The sequence below is a fragment of the Ignavibacteriota bacterium genome (assembly GCA_019637995.1).
GTDB lineage: Bacteria > Bacteroidota > Ignavibacteria > Kapaibacteriales > UBA2268 > JANJTB01.
Map to the genome: position 1 here is coordinate 127541 of JAHBUQ010000001.1, position 25642 is coordinate 153182.

Here is a 25642-nt window from a genome sequence, read left to right on the forward strand (position 1 = left end):
ACACCCTAAAGGGTGCGGTTGATTGGAGTAATATTTAATATTTTCTTGTTTGCAACAGTTATTTATTATCATTTAGTTAAAATGACTTTGCCTGACAAAATTTTGCCATTGATGTCAAGTTTGTAGATATAAGCACCCGGAGTTAAATTCCTTGCATTGAAGTTAAAGCTGTGTTCTCCTGCATTTAATTTGCCATCATGAAGTTGTGCAACTTCTTCACCTGTACTTGTACTCACAATTAACTTAACATCAGAAGCATTTTCAAGTATGAATGATAAATTTGTATTATCTGTAAATGGATTAGGATAAGCGTTAACTTTAATATTACTTTTCTTTGGAGCTGAGTTTGTCCCAAATTCAAACAAATCTTCCGGATTACTGTCGCATGAACCATTCCACATTAGTAGCATACCAATAAATTGTTTGTTCTTAGGTTCGTCACTTCTGCCTTTCATACCATTTCCTCTTTTGCCTTTTCCGGGTCTTGCTGATTCATTACTATTAACGAAATGGTTTTCGATAATCTCTTTGCGTTCAGACTGCCATTTTTCGTGATAAGGCTTAGAATCTTCGAGTATTGAATTAATAATATTGTCATAATTTTTGAGTAAACTCTTAAGCTGAGCTGCGAAATATTCTTTCGAATCTTTCAGACCGCATTTATTGGCGCAATCATTTCCCTGACCTTTCATTTTATTACCTTTGCGTGGTCTTCCTGCTTTGTCTGTATTGTTACCGGATTCTTTTCTGCAATTATCAAGACACTCTTTTTTCTCGGAAATTACTTTTTGTGCTTCAGCTCTTAACGCATGTAATTTCTGCAAATCTTCGTCACTCATAGAACTTTCGATTTTCTTTTGCCACTCAAACCATTGAGGACACACGTTTATTTTGTGATATTCCTGTAATTTTAATTTCAACTCTTCATCATGCATCCTTCCGCCAAAAATTTGAGCAGTTATTGAAAACGCTGATAATAAAATTACAACCACTACTAAACTAATAACTCGCATCATTTTTAAATTCCTTAATGTAAATACAAATATTATTTTTAAATTCAATACTTAGACACAAGGGGTATTCAAAAGGTTTAAAATCATTCAAAAAAATGAAAATCTTTGTCTATGTGATAAAAAATGCTTATTTTTGCTTTTTTGTTTCGGGATGTAGCGCAGCCCGGTAGCGCACTACTTTGGGGTAGTAGGGGTCGGGGGTTCAAATCCCCCCATTCCGACAAAAAATTTTAAGCAGGTCCTTAATTAGCCTGCTTTTTTTATGAATGTCACTATTATGGTAAGATTTTTATATATAAATATTATAATTCCTTTAGCCGATCTCATTTTTGGCTTTTTATCCATTTTTAGCTCAAAAGTGTCTGAGAGGCAAAGTCAGTGGAAAAATCTATTATTATTAATTCCCCAAAAAAAGAAACTTAGAATTCTTATACATGCATCATCAATGGGCGAATTTGAGCAAGCTAAGCCGATAATTGAGAAAATTAAATCAAAATTTCCTGAGACAGAAATTATTGCATCTTTCTTCTCTCCATCAGGATTCAGAAATCAACAGAAATATAAAAAAATTGATTATTCATGTTATCTGCCTATTGATACAAAAAAAAATGCTGAGTATTTTGCCAAACAGATCAATCCTGATATAGCCATATTTGTAAGGTATGATTTATGGTTGAATACATTAACATCGCTTAAGAATATTGGTTCAAAGAATTACTTGGTATGTGCCACAAAGCCCTCAGGAAAATTCCTTACAAATTATAAAATTGGCAATCAATATCTTCAGGAATGCTACTCACAGTTTGAATATATTTTTACAGTCGGTAGTGACCACAGTGATTTTATTTCACTTTTTTATGATAGTAAAAGGATTAAAGCACTTTCAGATACACGGGCTGACAGAATCCTTGATACGGTAAATATAGCCAAAAAAAATAAAATTTTACCTGACTCTTTAGTTGGTGATGTATTTTTATTTATCGCAGGAAGTTCATGGACTAAGGATGAGACCATAATTTCTCAAGCCGTAAATTTAATCAATAAGGATAAATTTATCTGTAGAGTAATTTACGTGCCGCATGAGCCGACTGAGAGAAATATCGAAGCAATAGAGAAATTGCATAATAAGGTAATTAGGCTAAGTGCTATTTTGAATGAATTAAAAGTATTTGATACAGATATTCTAAAAAATAATTTGAAGGATGCTCATCTCGTTGTTGACAGTATTGGCAAATTATTAAAGCTTTATGCCAATGCTGATGCCGCTTTCATTGGTTGTGGATTTGATGATGGAGTTCATAGCGTCTCAGAGCCGGCAGGATATGGATTATCAATTGCCTCCGGACCAAAAATTAATACGATGCCCGATGCCATCGAATTAAATAAGTTAGGAGGTCTGAAAATTATCAATAATTCAAATGAATTGAAAATTTGGCTCGAAAAAATTATCAATGATGAAAATTACAGAAAGAAAATTAGTAAAATCAATGAAAATTACATTCTTAGAAATTCTGGTTCGTCAGAAAAAATTAGCGAAATTATACTGAAATCTGCTGTAAAATGATTATTTTTGAATAAATATTTTGGATATAATACTAAAATTGGAGTAAAAAATGCCCGGTTTTGAAATATTCGGTGAAGAAGAAAGAAAAAGTGTTTCAGATGTACTTGAAACCGGAGTTTTGTTTAGGTATGGATTCGATGCTGCAAGAAAAAATCATTGGAAAGCTAAGGAATTTGAATGCAGATTTGCCGATTATATTAAATCAAAACATTGTCTGCTTGTATCGAGCGGGACATCGGCTCTTAGTGCAGCACTTGCAGCATGCGGTGTCGGCTTCGGTGACGAAATAATACTTCCGCCATTTACATTTGTAGCTACCGTGGAAGGAGTTCTTATGGCTGGAGCAGTGCCTGTGTTTGCTGAAATTGATGAAACTTTATGCCTCGACCCTAATAAACTTGAAAATTTTATAACTGATAAAACTAAGGGGATACTGCCTGTTCACATGTGCGGCTCGATGGCTCAAATCGACAAAATCAAGGAAGTAGCCGATAGACATAATATAATGCTGATGGAAGATGCATGTCAGGCAACAGGAGCACATCTTGGAGGAAAATATGCCGGAACATGGGGTATTGTGGGCTGCTTTTCGTTCGACTCTGTAAAAACGATAACCTGCGGTGAAGGTGGCGGATTGGTTACTGACAATGACGAGATTTATCGCCGTGCCGATGCTTTCCATGACCATGGTCACGACCATATAGGCAATGACCGTGGAAAAGAAGGACATGAGATTTTGGGTGTAAATATGAGAATTAGTGAGCTGAATGCCGCTGTAGGGGTAGCACAGTTATCCAAACTTGACAAGATACTTGAAATTCAAAGGAATAATCACAAACAAATTTCTGATGTAATCAAAGAATTTCCTGAAATAAAACTCAGAAAAATTCCTGATGAATCCGGCGATTCCTGCACATTTATATCATTTATTTTGCCTGCTGAGAATATTGCAAGAAAGGTCGCTAAAGAGCTTGCCGAAAGTGGAGTTGATGGTTCGTTCTACTGGTATGATAATAATTGGCATTATATTCGTAACTGGAATCATATACAAAATATGCAGACTGCTATGACTATGCCACAAACACAACTTTCAAACTTGAGAGACTATTCCAATCAGGAGCTGCCACAATCTGATGATATTATGAGCAGAACAATTTCAATGCTTATTAAACTCTCATGGACCGTCGAAGATTTAGACAAAAGATGCGAAAATATTCGTAAAGTATTAAAAGGAAACCTTCAATAATGAAAGTGGTTGCATTGATTCCTGCTCGTTATGATTCAACAAGGTTTTATGGTAAAATGCTTGCAAGACTTGGTGATAAAACTGTAATTCGTCAAACTTACGAAAGAGCATCGGGTTTTGGAATATTCGATGAAGTTTATGTTGTTACAGACAGCGATTTAATTTATGATGAAATTGTCGGACACGGTGGTAAGGCATTAAAAAGTATAAAAAAACATGAAACGGGTACTGACCGGATAGCAGAAGCAGCAGAAAATATCGAAGCAGATATAATTTTCAATATTCAAGGTGATGAGCCATTCATAAAGCCCGAACCATTGAAATTATTAATTAATGCTTTTCATGATAAATCGGTTGATGTAGCGACTTTGGTTCAGAAACTTGATGATTTTAATCATGTTAATGACCCGAATTATGTGAAAGTAGTTAAAGATTTAAATGATTTCATAATGTATTTTTCAAGAGCTACTATACCATATAATCGCGACAGTTCCGAAACAGCTGTCTATTATGAGCATATTGGAGTATATGCATTCAGACGTGATGCTTTACTCAAGTTTAGCAAGCTGAACGCTTCACCTTTGGAATTATTGGAAAAAGTAGAGCCAATCAGATTTCTCGAAAATAGTATGAAAATAAAGGTTTATGAAACCGATTATATGGGCATTGAAATTGATACTGAAGAAGATTTAATAAACGCAAATAAATATTTGGAAACGAAGGGAATAGATAATGTTTAAGAATTTTAAATTAGTTGATAAAGTTGTATTCGGTCGTGGTTCGTTCAATCAACTTGATGATATATTGAAACCGCATAGAACTCAAAATTCACAAGGAATGGTTTTCCTTGTTGACAATTTTTTTATAAATGATACAGCTTTTCTCAATCGTCTGCCGCTTCAGGTAAGCGACAGAATAATTTTTGCGGATGTTACAAACGAGCCTACAACATTCTATGTTGACGAATTAACAGATTCGATAAAGAATTTTTCAGACAAACTGCCTGATGGCATTATTGGAATTGGAGGTGGCTCAACTATGGATTTGGCAAAAGCAGTATCGCTGATGCTGACCAATCCTGGCTCAGCGGCTGATTATCAGGGCTGGGATTTGATAAAAGTACCTGCGATTTATCATGTTGGAATACCAACTTTGTCCGGCACAGGTGCCGAAGTATCAAGAACGACTGTACTAACAGGTCCTGTAAAGAAACTTGGTATCAACTCAGATTTTACTGTATTTAATCAAATGGTTTTAGATCCTGAACTAATAGAAAATGCACCCGAACAGCAGAGGTTTTATACCGCTATGGATTGCTATATTCATAATGCAGAATCTCTTACAGGCACATATCTCAATGAATTTAGTCGTTCATTTGGAGAAAAATCAATGCAACTTTGTCGTGAAGTTTTTTTGGGAGATGCTGACAGAAAAATAAAAGATGATAAACTTATGATGGCGTCACTTTTTGGTGGTCTCTCAATAGCATATTCACAAGTTGGAGTTTGTCATGCACTTTCTTACGGACTTTCGTATATCTTGAAATTAAGGCACGGTATGAGCAATGCTGTTGTATTCAATCAATTAGATGAGTACTATCCTGAGCATGTAAGTGAATTTAGAGAAATCATGGAGAAAAACAATATAGAATTGCCTCAGAATTTAACTAAAGATTGTACCGAAGATGAGTTTGAAAAAATGGCTGATATTTCACTTGTCCTTGAACCACTTTGGGAAAATGCCTTAGGAAAAAGTTGGAAAGAGATAATTTCACGTGAAAAAATTAAAGATTTGCTTAGAAAAATGTAATTTAAATTGCTTAATAAATAGAAATAATCAGCATTTTGAATAAATATTTCATCATTTTTCGTTTTTTTAAAATTTTTAATTGTGATTATAGTCTTATTTAGTTATATTTGAACTGTTGAATTTTTCAAATTAAATAGATATTAATAATTAAATTATTGAGATTAATTATGGCTAAAATTGATATTCTAAATACAGCTGAAAATAATGATTGTATCTTATGCGGCGATGAAGTAACAACGCTCAAAGAACCTATAACAACTCATTGTGATTTTTGTGGCAAAACAAAATTAACAAGTCACGAGTGCGAAAGTTCGCATTTTTTATGTGATGAGTGCTACAATATTCCGGTAAATGAGTTTATAAAAACAGAGTGCTTAGCCTATAAAGGCAATGACCCTATTGCACTTGCTGTAAAAATAATGAATGCACCAGTAATCAAAATGCACGGCTCTGAGCATCATTTCATAGTACCGGCAGTTCTGCTGACTTGCATTAATAATTTGAAAGATAATCCTGAAGATTTGAAATTGAAACTTGATAAAGCTGCTGAGAGAGCAGCCAACGAGGCGACAGATGTTTGTACTTACCACGCCGGTACTTGTGGAGCAGCAATTGGTACAGGAATTTTCCTGAGTATGTTCTTAGGAAGAGATCACCTGCAGGATGATGCATGGTCACTTAGCAATCATGTTGTAGCAGATACAATGAAGAAGATTGCTGAGCATGGTGGTCCACGTTGCTGCAAACGTGACTCTTATTTCGCACTTGAAACTGCTATTGATTATCTAAATGATTCATTCGCTCTTAATCTTCAGAAATCTGAAGCAAAATGTACTTTTTCGCTTCGTAATCGCTCTTGCGGTTTAGAGCAGTGTATATTTTACAACATGAGTAATTCTTTAGTTTAATAATCCATCAGTTCTAATTAATAGGGCGAACCTGTGTGTTCGCCCTATTAAAATTTCAATAATAAAAAATTTACATGATCTGTTGCTATAAATTAAATGATGTGCCAAACCGAAGTTGATTGGCTCACCTTTACAACAAATTATGCAATACTGATATCATCACATAAATAAACATCCTGTATAGTATTAAGCAGTTTAACTCCTTCTTCCATTGGTCTTTGGAATGCTTTTCTGCCGGAGATTAAGCCTTGTCCACCGGCTCTTTTGTTGATAACAGCAGTAGCCGTAGCTTCAGCAAAGTCATTGCTTCCTGATGCACCTCCGCTATTAATTAATCCGATTTTACCCATGTAGCAATTTGCTACCTGATAACGACATAAATCAATAGGATGTTCAGAACAAAGCTCTGTATAAATTCTTTTATCAAATTTGCCATAACTTGAATCGCCCATATTGAGTGAGGCAAATCCACCATTATTTTCAGGGAGTTTTTGCTTGATAATATCGGCTTGAATTGTCACACCGAGATGATTTGCCTGTCCGGATAGGTCTGCAGATACGTGATAATCTTTATCTGATTTGAACGCAGGATTACGAAGGTAACACCACAAAACAGTCGCCATGCCGAGTTCGTGAGCATACTGAAATGCTTCTGCAACTTCTACAATTTGGCGGGAAGCTTCGTCAGAGCCGAAATAAATTGTTGCACCAATTGCGGCAGCACCCATATCATAAGCCTGCTCAACTTTCCCAAACATTACCTGGTCGAATTTATTCGGAAAAGTTAGAAGCTCATTATGATTGATTTTTACCAAAAATGGAATTTTGTGTGCGTATTTTCTTGCTACTATTCCAAGTACGCCAAATGTCGAAGCCACTGCATTACAACCACCTTCGATTGCAAGTTTTACAATGTTTTCAGCATCGAAATAAATTGGATTTTTCGCAAAGCTGGCACCTGCCGAGTGTTCAATTCCCTGGTCAACCGGAAGTATCGAAAGATAACCGCTACCGCCTAATCTGCCGTGGTTGTACATCCAAGACAAGTTCCCAAGAACTCGATTGCTACGGTCAGAATTTATAAAGACTTCATCTATGAAATTCGGACCGGGAAGGTTCAAAATATCTTTTGATATTTTCGGTGAATCGAAACCAAGTAATGAATCTGACTTATCCCCGAGATATTCTTGAATTTTCTGAATCATAATTTTATCCTGTTATAGTTAATAAAAATTTTAAATTTCATTTCGTAAATAACGTAAACTCAAATTTAAATAAAATTTTATGAATATAATAATTTAAAATTCCATTTTTCAAAAAGTTAAGAAAAATATTTAAAAAAGTTCTTCATAAATAGTTTTTAGTTGTATAGCAAGCTCAACATTATGTACTCTTATTATTTCAATATTCTTGTTTAGAAGTACCGAATGAATCATCATTGTTGCCAAATCTCTGTCAACAGGATTTACTAATCCAAGCATTTTTCCAATAAATCTTTTCCTGGATATTCCAAGAACAATTGGATATTTGAGCTCTTCAAATTTATCTAAATTTCTTAATATTTCAATATTGTGACAATAATTCTTTGCAAATCCTATTCCCGGGTCAATCATTATATTATTTAAACCTTCATTTTCGGCAAACTGAATTGCAGCTTTAAGTTCACTTGTTACTTCGGATACAACATTTTTATAGTCAGCGTTTTTAAGCATTTCCTTAGGTGTGTTTCTTGAGTGCATAATTATCAGTGGAACATTATATTCTCCCGAAAGATTTACAAGCCGCTTTTCTTTACGCAAGCAGGAAACATCATTAATCATAGTTGCACCTGTTTCAAGAGCAGCTTTAGCGACTTCGTACTTTGTTGTATCTATTGAAATTACAACGTTGGCTTGACTATGTTTTATCAATTTAATTAGTGGAATTACTCTGTTGAGTTCCTCTTGGAGTGAGACTGATTCAGCTCCGGGTCTGGTGCTTTCTCCACCAATATCAATTATATCTGCACCCGATTCGAGCATTTCCATTGCTCTCTTATGGGCTAAATTTATGTCCTGGTACAAACCACCATCAGAGAATGAATCAGGTGTTACATTCAAAATGCCCATTACCTTCGGAAACCTTTGGCTCATTTGCCAAGCTCCCATGGGTTTAGGTAGCCGTCATTTTTGACAATATTTGATATTACTTCTGCACGCTTAATCATAGGCTGTACTTTCCTCAAGTGATTAGATATTGTTTTAAGTCTTAGATTTTCGCTTCTGATTTCCAACAGCGACTGCTTTTGCTCTGCGGTCATACCTGCTTTTTGGGCAATCAGAAACGAAGGATATTTGACTGGAAGTTTGTCAGGATTAATCTTGTCAATTTTCAGACTTGTTATACCCTCAATAATTTTATTATACATTCTTACTGCTTCATCCAGAATTTTTTTGTCAATCTCAAAGTCGTCATCGGCAAATGGCTCTACTTCAGCGGTATAATAAAGCTCCTCGCCTTCTTTTAATTTCATAATCCTGTAGCGGGAAATACCCTGAACAATTATATCCATCTTGCCATCAGAGTATTTTTTTAATACTTCGGAAACAATTGCTGTGCAACCAATTTCATTTATGCCGGAACTATTAATGAAATTGATTCCAAATTCCAATCCGGAGGCATAGCAACTATTGATTAGAAGCTTATATCTCTCCTCGAAAATATGAAGCGGATACATCGCCTCAGGAAACATTATTAAATTTAACGGAAATAAACCAATTTTTATCATTTTACAAAAAAAAACATTTTTAGAATACAAACACAACAACTAAAATAGCACATTTTTATATTAAAATCTCCTTTTTTCAGAAAAAAAATGCCCTTTATATAAAAAAGTTTAATTAATTGAAAAAATATTCCGATATTTGAATGATAGTTCTATGTGAATTATTATATTTATTTTCTTTTTTTATAAATATCAAAAACAATAAATTGAGTATGCAGATGAATAGAGTAATAATAATTTTGTGCTTTGTATTTTCCTTGAGTTCATTTTTTTCGCAGAATACGGTTTCACAACCTTTGGACCCGACTAAAAAAGTTGTTATTGAAAGCATATTCATCAACAATGATAAACAGCCGGATAATCAAAATAAATTTTTGATTTCAGAAACTGATTCAATAACAATCAACTTCAAACTTCATGCAGATGGAAATTCTGAAAAATCCCCTTTTTTATTCAGAACAGTATTCAAAAACGGGCTCGACTCATCAGTTAAAACACTTGGTGTAACAAGTGCTATATTTAAAAATCTAAAAAATGACAACTATTTTTTAAGTATCTCTGCTTTTGATTTGCAAAGAAAATGGTCGGCTGAATCAGTTGATTTGGAAATTGAAGTTGATAATGAAAAATATAATCTAAAAAAGAAAAACGATTCACTTGAAGCAAGGCTCAATTCTCTTTCCGATTTAATTAAGGCTACTCCGGTAAATGATTCTCTTTCAACATCTTCAAACTCAGGTATGTCCCAATATTTTAATTATATTTTGATATTTTTTGTTGTAGCACTTATCGCTGCTTTAATAATCGTTATTCAGAAAAAGCCAAAAGTGATTGAAGGAAAAACAAGTATTTCTAAACCACAAGCTCAGGATTATTCATTTATGAAAAATGTCGTCAGTATCGAAGATTACGAAAAATTGCAACTTGAAAATAGTCGGCTAAAAGCTGAAATTGCTTCACTTCGAGGGCAGATTGAAGCAATGAGTTTAAGAGGCAATCAACTTACAACCCAAAACAAAGAACTTCAAAACAGCATAACAAAGCTTTCTAAACATAAATTAGAGCTTGAAGAACTTCAAAAACAAAAAGACGATTTGTTTGCTGTAATTATTCATGACATTAAGAATCCTGCCTCACTTATAAAAAGTTTGGTTGAATTGCTTACTTCTTATGATTTATCTGCTTCAGAGCAGCAGGAAATCATTTCAGATATAGCTAATACAACCATCAAAATTGTTGCTCTTTCTCAGGAAGTATCCAGAATATTGTCTCTGGAAACAAACAAAATGAACTTAAATTTCGAACCTTGCGATATAAATCATGTGGTGAAAGATGTATTCCATAGAAATCATATTGCAGCTAAGAATAAGAGTATTAATTTATTCTCAGAGCTTGAAGAAGGATTGCCCAACACAGAAATTGACCCACAAAGAATAGATGAAGTCCTTGATAATTTAATTTCAAATTCTATAAAATTTACTCAAAATGGTGGAACAGTCCGAATCAAAACTTACAAGGATTCCTCAGGTGTAGTAGTAGAAGTTAATGACAATGGGCTCGGACTTACAGAGGAAGATTTGAAACATGCCTTCCAGAGAGGGGCAAGGCTTAGCGCCAAACCAACTCAGGGAGAGTCGTCGACAGGGCTTGGGCTTTGGATTGTGAAAAAGTTGATTGATGCTCACCATGGCAAAGTTTGGGTGAAGAGTACAGTAGGAAAAGGATCAACATTTTCATTTTCTGTACCTCTAAAACAGGAAATTAATACCGAAAATTGATGCAGGAACGGGTTTAACTTAAAAAAATATAACAAATATTGCATTCAAAATTGCAATTTGTTAAAAATAATTTGTATAAACCACTTCTAAATGTTAATTTGAAATTTGGTTTAAAGCGAATTTTTAAAAACAATTATAAAATTGCTATATGTTCGTCTTCAATACTTTTATTGTATAAATTTTTAATTATCAAATGACACAGAAAGTTCATAAAGTCATAATTGGTGGTTTGGAGTATAAGCTTACAAGCGATAATGAAGAATTGCTCCGTAAGGCGGTAGATATTGTTAATGCTGAATTAGATGAGTTACAAAATCAATCGGAAGTGAAATTGCCTGTATCTCAGCTATATGTATTATCAGCTTTGAACTTAGCCGAAAAATTATCGAAATTAGAGTCAGATGTTGAATCTGAACGAATTTATTTCCGAAACGAAATTGATAGAATTACTCAAATTATTGATAAATCTATCTCTTAGTGTATTGTTCTTTGAATTATTATTATTTATTTACGGTCGCAAAATACAGCCGTTGTCAAAACGAATGTTATAAGAACTATAAATTAATATCTTAGGGATTAGTCTCAGATTACGTAAGACAGGCCTCAATTTCCGAAAGGATTTAGTTGTGTAACGGCTCAGTGGAAGTAAGAAATAGTCGGGCTATTTTACCCGCCCGTTTAAGAGAGGTTCTTCAAGCTCTCCGTGGCCCTTTCTCGTGATATTCACTTGAAAGGTAGGCTCTGTTTTGCGACTTCTTTTATTATTTAAATTAAGATTTTAGGAGTATTTTATTATATGGATTTTACGATTATAATTATTAGTAGTATAGCCGGATTTGTTGTTGCTTTCATAATTGGAAATGTTCTTGCTAAAAAATCATCACAAAAGATAATCAACGAAGCTGAGAATTCAGCTAAAAATATCATCAAAGACGCTGAATACGAAGCTAAAAACATAAAGAAAGAGAAAATTCTAGAAGCGAAAGAAGAGTGGCATAGAAGAAAACAGGAATTTGAACAGGAAGTTAACCAAAGAAAAGCAAAAATTGCTGAATCTGAAAAACACGTCAAGAAAAGAGAAGAAGGAATTGAGCAAAAGCTTGATTTAGTTCTTAAAAAAGAAAAGAATTTTCAAGCAATCGAGGCAGATGTTGCTAAAAGGGAAGTTATTATCAAAGAGAAACAGTCCCAACTTGATGGATTGATTACTGAACAGGCAAAAAAGCTGGAACAGATAGCAGGGCTCTCAAAAGAAGAAGCTAAAAAGCAACTTATAGAAGGTTTTGTTAATGAAGCAAAAAGTCAGGCAGCACTTCAAATAAGACAAATCAGGGAAGAAACTAAATCAATTGCTAACCGCGAAGCTCAGAATATTATTGTTCAGGCTATCCAAAGAACAGCATCAGATCATAGCGCAGAAAGTACTGTTAGTGTTGTGAATCTCGAAAGCGATGAGATGAAGGGCAGAATTATTGGTCGCGAGGGCAGGAATATCCGCGCTTTTGAAGCTGCAACCGGTATTGACCTTATAATTGATGATACGCCTGAAGCGGTTGTTATTTCCGGATTTGACCCTTTTCGCCGTCATGTTGCTAAAATTTCGCTTGAAAAATTAATGCTTGACGGGAGAATTCACCCAACAAGAATTGAAGAAATTGTTGAAAAAACACGTAAAGAACTTGAAGGTGAACTTGGTTCTTTGGGTGAGCAGTCCATTATGGATCTCGGCATCCATACAATGCACCCGGAACTTCTAAAGCTAATCGGTAAGATGAAATACCGTACAAGCTACGGGCAGAATTTGCTTAATCACTCTATCGAAGTGTCACATCTTTGTGGAATTATGGCAGCTGAACTCGGACTTGATGTTCAGATTGCAAAGCGTGCAGGTCTTCTTCACGATGTCGGCAAGACTATTGAGCAGGATCCGAGTCCGCACGCACTTCTTGGTTTCGATTTAGCTAAGAAGTATAAAGAAAAGCACGTTGTCTGTAATGCTATTGGTGCCCACCACGAAGATATTGAAATGGAAACACCGATTGCAGTTCTTGTGCAGGCAGCAGACTCAATCAGCGGTGCAAGACCCGGAGCAAGAAGGGAATCACTTGAAAATTATGTTAAAAGGCTTCAGAAATTAGAAGAAATAGCACTAAGTTTTGATGGTGTTTCTAAATCATTTGCAATTCAGGCAGGACGTGAAATTCGTGTTATTGTCGAACCGGAAAGAGTTGATGATATGCTTGCAGACCAAACAGCTATGGATATTGCTACAAGAATCGAAAGCGAAATGGAATATCCCGGGCAGATTAAAGTTACAGTTGTTCGTGAAAGACGTAGTATGGCTATTGCCAAATAATTATACCATTCAATGTCAAAAATAAAGGGGTTGCAAATTATTAATGCAGCCCCTTTGCTTTTTATAGCGATTTAAATCTTAGAATCAATTGTTAAGCGAAAGTAAGAATTCACGATTTGTTCTTCTGCCTTTCATTCTGTCAAGCAGGAATTCCATAGCTTCAATAGATGACATTTCACTAAGAACTTTACGAACAATCCAAATTCTCTGAAGTTCATCTTTATCCATAAGCAATTCTTCTCGTCTTGTTCCTGAACGATTGACATCAATAGCAGGATAAATCCTTCTGTCTGCAATTTTTCTGTCAAGCACAAGTTCCATATTACCCGTGCCTTTGAATTCTTCAAAAATTACTTCATCCATTCGGCTACCGGTCTCAATCAGAGCTGTTGCAATAATTGTTAGTGAACCGCCCTCTTCCACGTTACGGGCTGCACCAAAGAATCTCTTAGGCTTGTGGAGTGCATTTGCATCAACACCACCGGATAAGATTTTACCTGAGTGAGGTACAACTGTATTATGAGCACGGGCAAGTCTTGTAATTGAATCTAATAGAATTACCACATCTTGCTTAGCTTCTACCATTCTTTTTGCTTTTTCAAGTACCATATCGGCAACCTGTACGTGACGATCAGGTGGCTCATCGAAAGTTGATGACACTACTTCGGCTTTTACCGAACGTTCCATATCGGTTACTTCTTCGGGACGCTCATCAATTAAAAGTACAATCAGTACAACTTCCGGATGATTGCTTGCTATACTGTTTGCAATTTGTTGAAGTAGAATTGTTTTACCTGACTTTGGAGGTGAAACAATCAATCCCCTCTGACCTTTACCAATTGGACAAAGCATATCAAAAATTCTTGTTGAATATTCACTTGGTAATTTTTCAAGGTTTAATCTTTCATCAGGATAGAGTGGTGTTAGATTGTCAAAAAGAGTTCTTTCCCTGATTCTTTCGGGCTCTGAAAAATTTGCACTTTCAACTTTAAGTAAAGCATAAAATCTTTCGCCTTCTTTGGGTGGGCGTACCTGCCCCTTGATTGTATCACCTGTTCTCAAGCTGAATCGCTTAATCTGAGATGGGGAAACATAAATATCATCGGGTGATGGCAAGTAATTGTAGTCACTTGATCTTAGAAATCCGTATCCATCAGCGAGTACTTCCAAAACGCCACTACCTGATATTAACCCTTCTAAAGGAGCTTCAGTTTCTTTGGTTACCTGTGTAGTTTGAGCTTCAACAATCCTTAATATCAATTCCTGTTTTCTTAAATCTGCAAAATCAGTAATACCTAATGATTTTGCCATTGATGTAAGGTCAGCAATTTTCTTTTTTTGCATTTCTGCAATGTCAATAACGCTTTTTGAAGAAGTACCTGGTCTGGAAATTTCGCTTTCGGGATTGGTCGGTTCATCAGCATTAAGTTTTCGTAATCTTGGAGACATATAAACCTTTAGATTAAAAAATAAATAAAAATTTTATTCAAATTGGTAAGTTGAATTAAGTAGAACGTATTAGGGGCATATTTATAGTTGTTATGGATATATAAAAACAAAAATGTATTATGTTATAAATTAATATACGAATTTAATAAAAAAAAATTATATAAAAAAGTTTTAAACACAATCAACTTAATTTCAATATTAATTTTTTGACTTAAATTTAAACATCATTTCAATATTAAAAAAAATTAAGTTTTATCTAAATGTTAGACAATGATATTCCTAATTGGCAATTTAAATTATACTATATTAATTATTAGATTAAATTAATGTAAATTATTGAAAAATAATGTATTTATAAAAATATTTCTTGCATAATTCTGTAAAAAGTTATATTTTTGAATAGTAAAAAAGTTGATATTCAAAAATATAGTTGTAGATTTGAAATGAATCAGTTTGATAAAGACAAACCGGTTTTCAGTATATCATCCGCCGCAAGGATGCTCGATATTTCGGTTCATACGATAAGGATGTATGAGCGGGAAGGATTGATAATATCGTATAAGCCGGATAACCGTAACAGATTATATTCTGAAAATGATATACAAAGACTTCGTTGCTTAAGACAGAAAATTCAGGAAAAGAAATTCTCGATTAATGCAATTCAGGCAATATTTTCTCTTGTTCCCTGCTGGTCAATGGTAAACTGTTCTGAAAATGACCGAAGTAACTGTTTGGCTTTTCAGCAGGCAGAACAGCCCTGCTGGATGTTTAAACACACGAACAATATTTGCGAAAAAATGGATTGTTATGAGTGTGATGTATATAGAAAAATTAATTGTATAGATATAAAAAATTCAATAAAAAAATTATCGGTTGTTCAATGAAACAGTTATCAAGAAGAAGATTTTTGAAGATTTCGGCAGGAACATTTGCCGCAGCAGCCGTAGCAACAACTCTTCACAAAGGTTTTTACTCTGAAGCTGAATCAGCTTCAGGTCGCCACGGCGAAAGTAAGATTGAGGCAGTTCCGACTTATTGCGAAATTTGTTTCTGGAAATGTGGGGCAATTGCTTACAAAAAGAACGGCAAACTCTGGAAAATCGAAGGAAATCCCGATGACCCATTATCAAATGGTCGGCTCTGCACACGCGGAACCGGTGGAGTCGGATTTCATAATGACCCTGACCGTCTTAAAGCACCATTAATCAGAAAACGTAATACTAAAAGAGGTGAAGATGAATGGGTGGTTTCGACATGGGATGAGGCATTTAACTATATTGCTGAAAAAATGCAGAAAATTAAAGCCGAACATGGAGCCAAATCAACAGCATTATTTCATCATGGGACCGGTGGGGCGTTCTTTAAGCATTTGTTAAATTCATACGGATGCTTTAATGATGCTCAGCCAAGCTTTGCTCAATGTCGCGGTCCTCGTGATACAGGATTTATGCTCACTTACGGACACGTGCCGGGTTCACCTGAAAGAGTGGATGTTCGCAATACCAAATGTCTTGTTCTGCCGGGTGTTCATATTGGTGAAAATGTTCATAATACTTTATTGCAGGATTTTGCACATTTCATCGAGAATAATGGATCTCTTATTGTTGTTGACCCGCGTTATTCAATTGCAGCAAGCAAAGCAAAATATTATCTGCCAATCAAGCCCGGAACTGATATTGCACTGTTTCTTGCTTGGATGAATGTTATCGTCAATGAAAATATTTATAATAAGCAATTTATAGAAAAATATGGCAGCGGATTTGAGGAATTTAAATCAGAAATTAAAAATTATACTCCTGAATGGGCATATCCTATTACGGGAATTAATCCTGAAATGACTCGGGATACAGCCCGTGAAATGGCAAGATATGCACCACAGGCAGTAATTCATCCGGGGAGACATACTACAAAATACGGCGATGACACACAGCGCTCAAGAGCAATTGCACTTCTGAATGCACTTCTTGGAAACTGGAATCAAAAAGGTGGATTTTACGAACCTGCAAGATTTGATTTGCCAAAATATCCAATACCTGCTTATCCCGAAATGCACGAAAAAGTTGATAATCCGAATGACAAGTATCCTTTTGCGATGGAAAGTATTACAAACGGGATTATAGATGCCACAATTTCTGGTGAGCCGTATCCGATAAAAGCGTGGTTTGTTTACTCAACAAATTTGCTTCAGGCAATACCGGACAGAAAGAGAACAATTGAGGCAATTAACAATCTTGATTTAATGGTTGCAATTGATATTCTCCCAAGTGAAATTACCGGCTATGCTGATGTTGTTCTTCCTGAAAGCGTTTATCTTGAAAGATTTGATGAACTTTACACACCACCATTTAAAGAGCCGATTATGCTTTATCGTCAGCCGGTAGTTGAAGCACCGCAAGACCAGAAGCCCGGTTGGTGGATAGCAAAAAAATTAGGGCACAAACTTAATCTTGATGAGTATTTTCCATGGAATGATATTGAGGATTATCTCAAAGTAAGAGTTGAATCGGCAGGTGTGGACTATAATGAATTAAAGAAGACCGGAATTGCAAAATCACCAAAAGAACCTGTTTATGAGCAGGATGGCGCCCCAATGAGTTTTGATACCCCATCCGGAAAGGTTGAATTTTACTCTCAACAGCTTCTTGCTGCGGGATATGACCCTGTTCCGAAATATAAACCAACTGAAGAACCTCCGGCTGGATTTTATCGTCTGATTTTCGGCAGAGTTCCTATGCATACATTCAGCAGAACTCAAACAAACAGAATTTTAAGTGATTTGAAAGATGAAAATGAAATATGGATTAATGCTGATATTGCAAGAAGATGGAATATAAAAAATGACCAGTATATCAGATTAAAAAATCAGGATGATATTTTAAGCAATAAAATTAAAGCGAAAGTAACTGAAATGATTAGAACGGACTGCGTTTATATGGCTCACGGTTTTGGGCATACTTCAAAACATCTGACAGGTGCTTATATGAAAGGTGCTAATGATACCGAACTTCTTACAAATGTCAAAATTGACCCTCTGATGGGAGGAACAGCGATGAATTTGAATTTTGTTACTTTTGTTACGGAGGTGTAAGATGGCAAGATACGGAATGGTAATTGATACAAAGAAATGCGTCGGCTGTATGGATTGTGTTGCAGTTTGCAAGACAGAGAATGAAGTACCTCTCGGATTTGACCGTGATTGGATTGTATATGAATCAAAAGGAAAATTTCCAGACATCCACATGGAAATAAGAACTGAAAGATGTAATCATTGCGATAATCCACCTTGCGTTTACTGCTGTCCCTGTGGTGCGAGTCAGAAAACAGATTTTGGTGGTATCGTGCTTGTAGATTATGATAAATGCAGTGGTTGTAAAGCATGTATCGCAGCTTGCCCTTATGATGCGAGATTCATTCATCCAACTGAAAAAGTCGCAATGAAGTGTACATTTTGCGTCCATCGTATTAAGGATGGCAAAGACCCCGCTTGTGTTTCGGTTTGTCCGACAAATTGTATGTATTTCGGTGATTTTGACGACCCACAAAGCGAAGTGAACAAACTTTTAAATTCCCGTAAACATCATTCTTTAAATCCTGCGGCAGGAACCAAACCGCAAATTTATTATTTAACTTAATTGGAGACAGATAAATGCACGAAATTTTCAATACACGAAATAATCCGCAAATTGACCCAATTCTTAGTATATGGGGCTGGGATGTTGCTATGTATCTTTTCCTTGGCGGATTTACTGCCGGAGTTATGATAATAGTAGGTTGGTTTGTTTTCAGCGGCAGACAGAAAAATGAGAATTGTTCCTGCTCGTTTATGCCACTGGTGGGCATAATTGCAATGAGTATTGGTATGGGTTTTTTATTTATGGACCTTGAAAATAAATTCAATGTCTGGAGATTTTATACCACATTCAGAATTGCTTCTCCAATGTCGTGGGGTGCATGGATATTGCTGCTTGTCTATCCGGTTTTAGCAATACTTGCTTTTATAAAACCTATGAAATTACTTGAAAAAATACTACCACAAACAGGAAAAATTTCCGAATACCTGAATAACAGGAACAAACTTGTGAAAGTAATCGGCTCAAGCTCTATGGTAATTGGTGCAATGCTTGGAATGTACACCGGCGTTCTGCTTTCTACTTTTGCAGCCCGTCCGCTATGGAATAGTTCAATGCTTTGGGTATTGTTCCTTGTATCCGGCTTATCAAGTGCAGCAGCATTTATTCACCTTGTAGCCAAAAATGCGCAGGAAAGTAAATTACTTGCAAAAGCAGATAACGGACTTTTAATATTTGAACTTCTGATTCTTTTCCTGATACTAATTGGATTTATCGGCTCTACGCAGGTTCATCAGGAGGCAGTTCAGGTACTTTTAACAGGACAATATGCAGCGGCATTTTGGGTGCTTGTTGTAGGAATCGGAATTGTTATTCCGCTGATAATTCAATTATTTGCAGTAAATGACAAAATCAACCATACTGCAATAGCTCCAATAATGGTAATTCTTGGAGGTCTTGCATTGCGGTTTATAATTGTAAATGCAGGGCAGTACAGTAGTTGGTCAATGAATGTTATACCTTAAAAACAGAGGCAATAAATGGAAAATCAAAATATTATTAATTCAGCAGATTCAGTTGTGATTGAGTCTGCACATGTACATTCTCATTCTCATGCAAAAGCAGAACCGAAGAAGTATATTAATCCCTATATGGCAGGAATCGGCTTGGGTGTTGTACTTTTTCTGACATTTATTTTTATGGGTCGCGGTATTGGTGCATCAGGAGCTGTTTCGACTGTTACGGCAGTAGCAGTTGAAAAAGTAGCACCGGAATATACTGCTGATTCAAAGTATTACAATCAATATGTAGGTGAAGCTCACCCCAACCCAATGAAAGACTGGCTTGTGTATCAAGTTTTAGGATTATTCTTTGGCGGTTTCATTTCAGCAGCTTTATCGAACCGTATCGTAAAAAAAGTTGAGAAAGGTCCAAGAGCTTCTGTAACAATGAGATTAGTTTTTGCTTTCATTGGCGGAGGGCTTATGGGATTTGGAGCTAAACTTGCAAGGGGCTGCACAAGCGGTCAGGCACTATCGGGGGGCGCACTTCTGAATCTTGGAAGCTGGGTGTTTATGATGGCAGTATTTGCCGGCGGTTATTTATTTGCATATTTTCTTAGGAGACAGTGGCAATGAGTTTTCCTCTTTTTAATTTTGGCGCCTTCAATGATGAAATCAGCTTTATTATTGCTTTCGTAATCGGTATAGGTTTTGGTTTCTTTCTTGAAAAAGGCGGTTTGGGAAATGCTTCAAAACTGACAGCACAGTTTTACTTCAAAGATTTATCAGTATTTAAAGTAATGTTTACAGCGATTGTAACAGCAATGATAGGAGTATATTTCTTTGCATTATTCGGCTGGCTTGATTTGAGCAAGATTTTCTATGGTGATACTTATCTCCTGCCACAGCTTGTCGGTGGATTGATTCTTGGTGCGGGCTTTATAATTGGTGGCTACTGTCCGGGAACATCAATAGTATCATTTGCTACGGGTAAAATTGATGCTGCTGTATATATTCTTGGGGTATTTTTTGGAATATTCGTATTTGGTACAATCTACCCATCAATCGAAGAATTTTACCTCTCTACCAATATGGGAGAAGTTACATTGTTTAATTATTTTGGAATTTCATACGGGGTGCTTGTTTTTGCAGTTATTGTCATGGCACTTTTAGGATTCTGGGGTTCTGAAGTTTTAGAAAGAAAAATGAATAAAGGAGCTTAAAAAATGAAAATTAAAATTGCGATTGCTCTTGCGATAATTTTTGGTATCGTAGCACTAATTGCGGGAAATCCGGCACAGGAAAAAGTTGCTAAAGATTATTCACAGGAAGAAATCAAAACTCTGGTTGGGCAAAAATTCAAAGCCATAGACCATTACGAACTTGCTGATTTAATTATTACTTCAAAAGCAAATTTTCGGATTTTTGATTTGAGAAATTCAGAAGATTTTCAGAAAACATCACTTCCTTATGCTGAAAATATCGGACTTGAGCAGTTAAAAACCGGATTATTTGATAATTTGGAAAGGTATATAATTATCTCAAATGATGATTTGTACTCTTTTGAAGCTATGCGAATACTAAACAAAAATGGTTTAAACTCTGTCAATATTCTTTATGGTGGACAGCAGGGATGGGATAAAATAATAATGAATCCGATATTGCCCAATAATCCGAATGAAGATGAAATAAGGGATTACAACAGAAAGCGTGCTGTAGCAAAATCTTTTGGTGCAGTATTTGAAGGTGATGAAGAGCCGGTTGCTATAGCAAGACCAAAATCAGCACCGGTGGCTGTAAAGAAGGCAAAAAAAGCAGGGGGCTGTTAAATTTTACTCATCTCTAAAAAATCTGGTTATACTAATAATAAACTAAGTCGAAACGTGCAAGCAAAAACACGTTTCGACTTAGTTCAATTATAACAAATCAATAACTATCTATCAAATTCATAAAGGACTTAAATAAGAATAATTTTGTGATACTCATTTTTTAGATAACATTCTCAATTCCTGAATTTTATCGAGTTTTAAACCTATTATCTCTGCAATCATTTCATCAGCAAAGTTTTTATGAATCAGCTCAATTGCTATTTCAAGATTTCTTTCATTTTTCCCTTTTTCAATAGCTTTAAATTCAGCTTCAGTTTGCAGTGAAAATATTTCGCTTGCTTTTTGGTGAAGACTATCTAAAAAGCGATTGTAACCATATCTGTCTTCTTCTTGAAGCCGCATTACATCCAAGACTTCATTTGCTTCTCTTAATCCTCTTGCTTTGAATGTATCTTTGACTTCGCTGTTTTTTAGAAAATATATCCATTCATCTAATGTATCTTTTGCAATATCATTGAATTGATTCACACGCAGAAGATAATATTCAGGGAAAATCTCTGATACATTTTCCTTTAAAAATGTTTTTTTCTGCTTCTCGGAAAGTCCAAGCAAATCATTTTCATGAAGTCCTTTAAATTCAGTAACACCCTTATAAATATAATCTTTACCCTGACCTAATTCAAAATATATAATATTTATTGAAATTACTTTCTTTATCTCTGAAAATTTCTGACCTAATCTCAAATTCTCAGAAATACTTTTTGAGACCCCGTAAGCCATTCGCTGAAAATAATCAATCTCATAAGTATTTTGAATTTCAATAATTACTAATTCGTTCTTTGAATTTTGAGTCAGAATATCAACTCTGTTGAATTTATCATTATCAAAAAACTGATTACTTTCGCTTTCTAAAATGTGCTCAATTTTGATATTGTCAAAAAGCAATTCACTTAAAAAACCTTCAAGAACCACAAAATTCGCTTTGTTTCTTAAAAGTCTTTTGATTGCCCAGTCAAATCTTATTAATTGCTTACTCATAATTATCTTTAATTTATTTATTTTATACTATAACACTAAACTACTCAAAATATTATATATAATTTTGAAATTAAACAGATAGAATCAAAATATTTTTTACGATTAATTCAAAACGAGTAATTTGGAAGCTCTTTGCGCAGTTCAAAATAATTTCACTTTAAAAATTTCGAATTTGTTTTTGCTATGCTAATCAAGAACGCTGAAAATTCTAAAAAAATTACTGAAATAAAATACTGAAATTTCTCACTAAAATTTACACGTATTCATAAAAAAATATTTTTTTTTATTATATTTGTATTATTATTCTTAACAAAAATTTTTTGGTGATTTATGAAGTATCAACCCGCAATTTTGATAATTTTGTTTTTGTTGTCTAATTTTGCAATTTCGCAGGAAATCATTAAAATTGAGCGTTCCGCTGATGATAAAAGTGGAGTTGTTTATCAGAGTGATTATCAGCTTACAGCTACACCAATAGACTTACCTGACTTAAAAGTAATACCAAAAGTTCTTAAACCGCTGATATTGCCGCAAAGTAGTTCGTTTTTCAAAGAAAGTGATGAAAAGATAATTGAAAGTGTTGATTTTAAGCAATATCTGAACCCAACAACTTATCTTGCTGTAGAAATTGACCCTGTGAATAAAAATTTAAAATATATCAGAACCGGAACTGTACTGACTGAAGAATCCGAATCTGCAATATTGCAAAGTCCGAAGTGGATTGAAGACCAGCTAAGACTAAAACTTACTGAGCTTCGCAGTCATGGCATTCAAACTGAGCGAGAATATGCAAATCTAATTCTAAAAGCAGAAGAAAAAATAAAAGATGAAGTAGCGTTTGTACTTGCAAATATGTCTTATCAATCGCTTGTTGATTCACGATTTATTGTGGATAAGGAAGCGATTATCCGCAATGCAGAGTATATCTATCTTTTTGCTGATTCATTGCAATATGTGGAAATTGTCGAGCATGGAAATTTTGCAGACCGCACTTTCAGAACAACTACAAGATACCGAATTTATGATAGCGCCAAACGCGATACCGTCTGGTCTGAAATTCCTTCAGATATTTATTACTGGTATGTTGTGCATCCCAAGATGGATCAGGAGGGTGTATATGTACGTGATAATAATAACAATGCCTCCGGCCAGAGAACCTACGGTTATGCCTGGAGAGATTATATCTGGAATAATCCTGATGCACTTTATGATTACAGGAATGTAAATAAAACCACGGCAAAAGGTTCAATCCTTACAATACCCAGATTCGGAGAGCTAATTCAAACAACGCGATATTTATGGGATAGAAAAAAAGCGTATTTTCCATTTAATCGCCCGCTTAATCCGGAGAATTCAGCACTTGATTTAATCGGCAACTGGTGCTCACGTGCCTTACCGGTTGATGTTACTTAACCGCGTGCTTTTCAGCCGAATCAGATACTTATGAAACACGATGGTATGTGTAATGAAGATGCCTTTCTTGTTGCTGCTACTTGCCGTACAGCTCTAATTCCTATAATTTATCTTGGAACTTGGAGTGAAGACCATGTTTTTGGTGCAGTATGGGACTTAGACTGGCATCATTTTGAATTTTTCAGAGGTGGTTTATCAGAGCGAGGAAACGCATTTTACGGTATTACCAATATGCTCGACCGTGGTTCGTACAGTTGGAAAAATGCAATGGTTGAAGGTTTCAGACCTGACGGCTATACTGTCAATTTTACTGAGTATTATGCAAATACAAGTAATTTGAAATTACGTGTATTGGATAATGCAGGCAATCCAGTTGCAGGTGCGATGATTAATTTATTCGCATCGCCAAGCATGGGTACAAGTTCAAATTTTGTTAAATGCGGAACCGTATTTACAGACAGGAACGGGAATGCCGATTTTAAAGCAGGTGAGCAGAAAAGGTATCTCGCACAGGCATATCATCCGATATTTGGCTGGGCGCCACGTGATTCCACAAGAGCATTTTCTGTCAATAGTGTTAATACAGTTGCAGGAAGTACTTATTCAGCAAATCTTGTTTATGAAATTAACACTGAAAATGACCTTCAAGTAAATCAAGTTCGTATGGACGGTAATGGAACTTATGGTATCAGAATAAATCTTAGGTCGCAGGATGTATTAACCCACCGAAACAGCCGCGACAGTCAAAGAAGTCGCTTCTATCTGTGGAATGAGGAGGATAAGGGAAATATCACAGCTTTTCTTTGTGATAGTATAAATTTCGAGAATTTTAAAAGAAAGCAACCTTTCGAAGCGTTTGAATATTATAAACATCTTGAATCAGCAGAAGATTTTAACTTGCCTGTTCAGACAAACAGTAAGAATTATCTTGTAATATCGGCTCATCATTCTTTTACCCACGGACAAAATGTTAATGCAAAAATTGACTTGCTTGAAGGAGTAAGTACATCTGTAAGTGATATAAATAGCGGAAAAGTCAGAATCTTTCCAAACCCCTTTAATGAATTTCTAAAAATTGAATCAGATGAGCAAGAACTTACAGTCAGCATTTACGATATGTATGGAAGATTGGTTAATTCCCTTGAATATCCTTACATTTGGAATCCAAAAGGACTTGAGCAGGGAGTTTATAATGTAATAATTAATGACGGTAAAAATATTTATTCAGAAAAAGTTGTTTACATCAAATAGAGCAAAAAGCAGAGAAGTAAAATTTTAAATAATAACTTTTTTGTCAAACTTTGATTATTTCACTTAACAAGCAAAGCGAAATAATCTAATAGAAATAATCCGAAAACAATATCGTTTCTTTAATAATTGAATTGTTATATCATAGGGGGTTTTAGTATGAAGATACTGCTTGGAATTTTGCTTTTATTTGTTTCTCCACAGATATTATTTGCGGCTAATCCTGATGATACAATTCAGACTAACAAAACTTTCAAATGTGATGTTATTAGAATATTTCACTCAGGTAGCAAGAATAATGTTTACAAAGAAATACTTTTAGAGATTAATACTAATAAATATGGTATTGAGAGTATAGACTGGAAATCCTTTAAAATTTATTTGCGTAATATAACTTCAGACTCAATTTTCAATTTGGCAAAAGTAAATTCAAAAACTAATCTTGTAGTGAATTGCAATACTTTGCAATCCGAAGATAATGATTTGTTTCTTTTATTATACAACTTTGAAGGACATTGCCTGCCAAGAGTAATCCTTAATCGTAGTGAATTGTATAAATTATTGAAAACAATTGAATATAACTACTGCTATAGCAATATAGATGCTGAAAGTCGTCAGATAATTGACAGATTATATCATCAATTGAATTTTAATTGA

General features: G+C 34.9%; 24 protein-coding genes and 1 tRNA gene. 19 read left to right on the forward strand and 6 right to left on the reverse strand.

The genetic code is table 11. The features are described from left to right. Positions 1-68: 68 nt before the first annotated feature. Positions 69-1016: a T9SS type A sorting domain-containing protein gene (locus tag KF896_00435; GenBank protein MBX3042161.1), complete on the reverse strand. Its 948-nt coding sequence runs from the start codon at positions 1014-1016 to the stop codon at positions 69-71. 144 nt (positions 1017-1160) lie between these two features. Between KF896_00435 and KF896_00440 the strand changes: the two genes are divergently transcribed. The 6 genes from KF896_00440 (at position 1161) to KF896_00465 (ending at position 6540) form a co-directional block, all read left to right on the forward strand. Beyond that, positions 1161-1234 (forward strand) — tRNA-Pro (locus tag KF896_00440). A 137-nt stretch (positions 1235-1371) separates the two neighbouring features. Beyond that, the gene (locus KF896_00445; GenBank protein MBX3042162.1) at positions 1372-2577 is read left to right on the forward strand and encodes a hypothetical protein; all 1206 of its coding nucleotides are present in this window, start codon (positions 1372-1374) and stop codon (positions 2575-2577) included. A 49-nt stretch (positions 2578-2626) separates the two neighbouring features. After that, positions 2627-3823 carry a DegT/DnrJ/EryC1/StrS family aminotransferase gene (locus tag KF896_00450; GenBank protein ID MBX3042163.1) on the forward strand — a complete coding sequence of 399 codons (1197 nt, stop codon included), beginning with the start codon at positions 2627-2629 and terminating at the stop codon, positions 3821-3823. Continuing rightward, positions 3823-4563, forward strand: coding sequence for a 3-deoxy-manno-octulosonate cytidylyltransferase (gene kdsB / locus KF896_00455; protein ID MBX3042164.1), 741 nt, complete (start codon positions 3823-3825; stop codon positions 4561-4563). The genes KF896_00450 and kdsB overlap by 1 nt, the downstream gene beginning before the upstream one ends. Beyond that, complete coding sequence (locus tag KF896_00460) at positions 4556-5632, forward strand: iron-containing alcohol dehydrogenase (protein MBX3042165.1); 1077 nt, start codon at positions 4556-4558, stop codon at positions 5630-5632. Before kdsB ends, KF896_00460 begins: the two co-directional genes overlap by 8 nt. A 167-nt stretch (positions 5633-5799) precedes the next feature. After that, positions 5800-6540 (forward strand): SAM-dependent methyltransferase, encoded by a 741-nt coding sequence (locus KF896_00465; protein MBX3042166.1) that lies wholly within the window; start codon positions 5800-5802, stop codon positions 6538-6540. Between the two features lie 140 nt (positions 6541-6680). On the opposite strand, the gene KF896_00470 is transcribed toward KF896_00465, so the two are convergent. From KF896_00470 to KF896_00480, 3 genes are all read right to left on the reverse strand, one after another. Further along, positions 6681-7745 (reverse strand): class I fructose-bisphosphate aldolase, encoded by a 1065-nt coding sequence (locus KF896_00470; protein ID MBX3042167.1) that lies wholly within the window; start codon positions 7743-7745, stop codon positions 6681-6683. Positions 7746-7874: 129 nt separating this feature from the next. Further along, positions 7875-8672 (reverse strand): dihydropteroate synthase, encoded by a 798-nt coding sequence (gene folP / locus KF896_00475; GenBank protein MBX3042168.1) that lies wholly within the window; start codon positions 8670-8672, stop codon positions 7875-7877. Continuing rightward, positions 8669-9307 (reverse strand): LON peptidase substrate-binding domain-containing protein, encoded by a 639-nt coding sequence (locus KF896_00480; protein MBX3042169.1) that lies wholly within the window; start codon positions 9305-9307, stop codon positions 8669-8671. Before KF896_00480 ends, folP begins: the two co-directional genes overlap by 4 nt. A gap of 215 nt (positions 9308-9522) precedes the next feature. Between KF896_00480 and KF896_00485 the strand changes: the two genes are divergently transcribed. The 3 genes from KF896_00485 (at position 9523) to rny (ending at position 13438) form a co-directional block, all read left to right on the forward strand. Further along, positions 9523-11082 (forward strand): HAMP domain-containing histidine kinase, encoded by a 1560-nt coding sequence (locus KF896_00485; protein MBX3042170.1) that lies wholly within the window; start codon positions 9523-9525, stop codon positions 11080-11082. Positions 11083-11275: 193 nt separating this feature from the next. Continuing rightward, positions 11276-11560: a cell division protein ZapA gene (locus tag KF896_00490; protein MBX3042171.1), complete on the forward strand. Its 285-nt coding sequence runs from the start codon at positions 11276-11278 to the stop codon at positions 11558-11560. A 318-nt stretch (positions 11561-11878) separates the two neighbouring features. Then, positions 11879-13438: a ribonuclease Y gene (gene rny, locus KF896_00495; GenBank protein ID MBX3042172.1), complete on the forward strand. Its 1560-nt coding sequence runs from the start codon at positions 11879-11881 to the stop codon at positions 13436-13438. 84 nt (positions 13439-13522) lie between these two features. On the opposite strand, the gene rho is transcribed toward rny, so the two are convergent. Next, positions 13523-14887: a transcription termination factor Rho gene (gene rho, locus KF896_00500; protein ID MBX3042173.1), complete on the reverse strand. Its 1365-nt coding sequence runs from the start codon at positions 14885-14887 to the stop codon at positions 13523-13525. A 443-nt stretch (positions 14888-15330) separates the two neighbouring features. On the opposite strand from rho, the gene KF896_00505 reads away from it, so the two are divergent. From KF896_00505 to KF896_00535, 7 genes are read left to right on the forward strand one after another with little or no spacing between them, the layout of a single operon-like run. Then, complete coding sequence (locus KF896_00505; protein MBX3042174.1) at positions 15331-15771, forward strand: MerR family transcriptional regulator; 441 nt, start codon at positions 15331-15333, stop codon at positions 15769-15771. Beyond that, positions 15768-17975: a molybdopterin-dependent oxidoreductase gene (locus tag KF896_00510; protein MBX3042175.1), complete on the forward strand. Its 2208-nt coding sequence runs from the start codon at positions 15768-15770 to the stop codon at positions 17973-17975. The genes KF896_00505 and KF896_00510 overlap by 4 nt, the downstream gene beginning before the upstream one ends. A gap of 1 nt (position 17976) precedes the next feature. After that, positions 17977-18519, forward strand: coding sequence for a 4Fe-4S dicluster domain-containing protein (locus KF896_00515; GenBank protein ID MBX3042176.1), 543 nt, complete (start codon positions 17977-17979; stop codon positions 18517-18519). A 14-nt stretch (positions 18520-18533) separates the two neighbouring features. Then, positions 18534-19481 carry a polysulfide reductase NrfD gene (nrfD, locus tag KF896_00520; GenBank protein ID MBX3042177.1) on the forward strand — a complete coding sequence of 316 codons (948 nt, stop codon included), beginning with the start codon at positions 18534-18536 and terminating at the stop codon, positions 19479-19481. 15 nt (positions 19482-19496) lie between these two features. Next, the gene (locus tag KF896_00525; GenBank protein MBX3042178.1) at positions 19497-20093 is read left to right on the forward strand and encodes a YeeE/YedE family protein; all 597 of its coding nucleotides are present in this window, start codon (positions 19497-19499) and stop codon (positions 20091-20093) included. Beyond that, on the forward strand, positions 20090-20680 hold the full coding sequence (locus KF896_00530; GenBank protein MBX3042179.1) for a YeeE/YedE family protein: 591 nt from the start codon (positions 20090-20092) through the stop codon (positions 20678-20680). Before KF896_00525 ends, KF896_00530 begins: the two co-directional genes overlap by 4 nt. Before the next feature lie 3 nt (positions 20681-20683). Beyond that, positions 20684-21286: a rhodanese-like domain-containing protein gene (locus tag KF896_00535; protein MBX3042180.1), complete on the forward strand. Its 603-nt coding sequence runs from the start codon at positions 20684-20686 to the stop codon at positions 21284-21286. Between the two features lie 153 nt (positions 21287-21439). Here the strand turns inward: KF896_00535 and KF896_00540 are convergent, their stop codons facing one another. Then, positions 21440-22324 (reverse strand): Rpn family recombination-promoting nuclease/putative transposase, encoded by an 885-nt coding sequence (locus KF896_00540; GenBank protein MBX3042181.1) that lies wholly within the window; start codon positions 22322-22324, stop codon positions 21440-21442. A 330-nt stretch (positions 22325-22654) separates the two neighbouring features. Here KF896_00540 and KF896_00545 point away from each other — a divergent pair, with 330 nt between their 5' ends. The 3 genes from KF896_00545 to KF896_00555 all read left to right on the forward strand — a co-directional run bounded on the left by KF896_00545 (position 22655) and on the right by KF896_00555 (position 25642). Further along, entirely contained in the window at positions 22655-23737 is a 1083-nt protein-coding gene (locus KF896_00545) for a hypothetical protein (protein ID MBX3042182.1), read from the forward strand. A 30-nt stretch (positions 23738-23767) separates the two neighbouring features. Further along, the gene (locus KF896_00550; GenBank protein MBX3042183.1) at positions 23768-24988 is read left to right on the forward strand and encodes a T9SS type A sorting domain-containing protein; all 1221 of its coding nucleotides are present in this window, start codon (positions 23768-23770) and stop codon (positions 24986-24988) included. A 156-nt stretch (positions 24989-25144) separates the two neighbouring features. After that, complete coding sequence (locus KF896_00555; GenBank protein ID MBX3042184.1) at positions 25145-25642, forward strand: hypothetical protein; 498 nt, start codon at positions 25145-25147, stop codon at positions 25640-25642.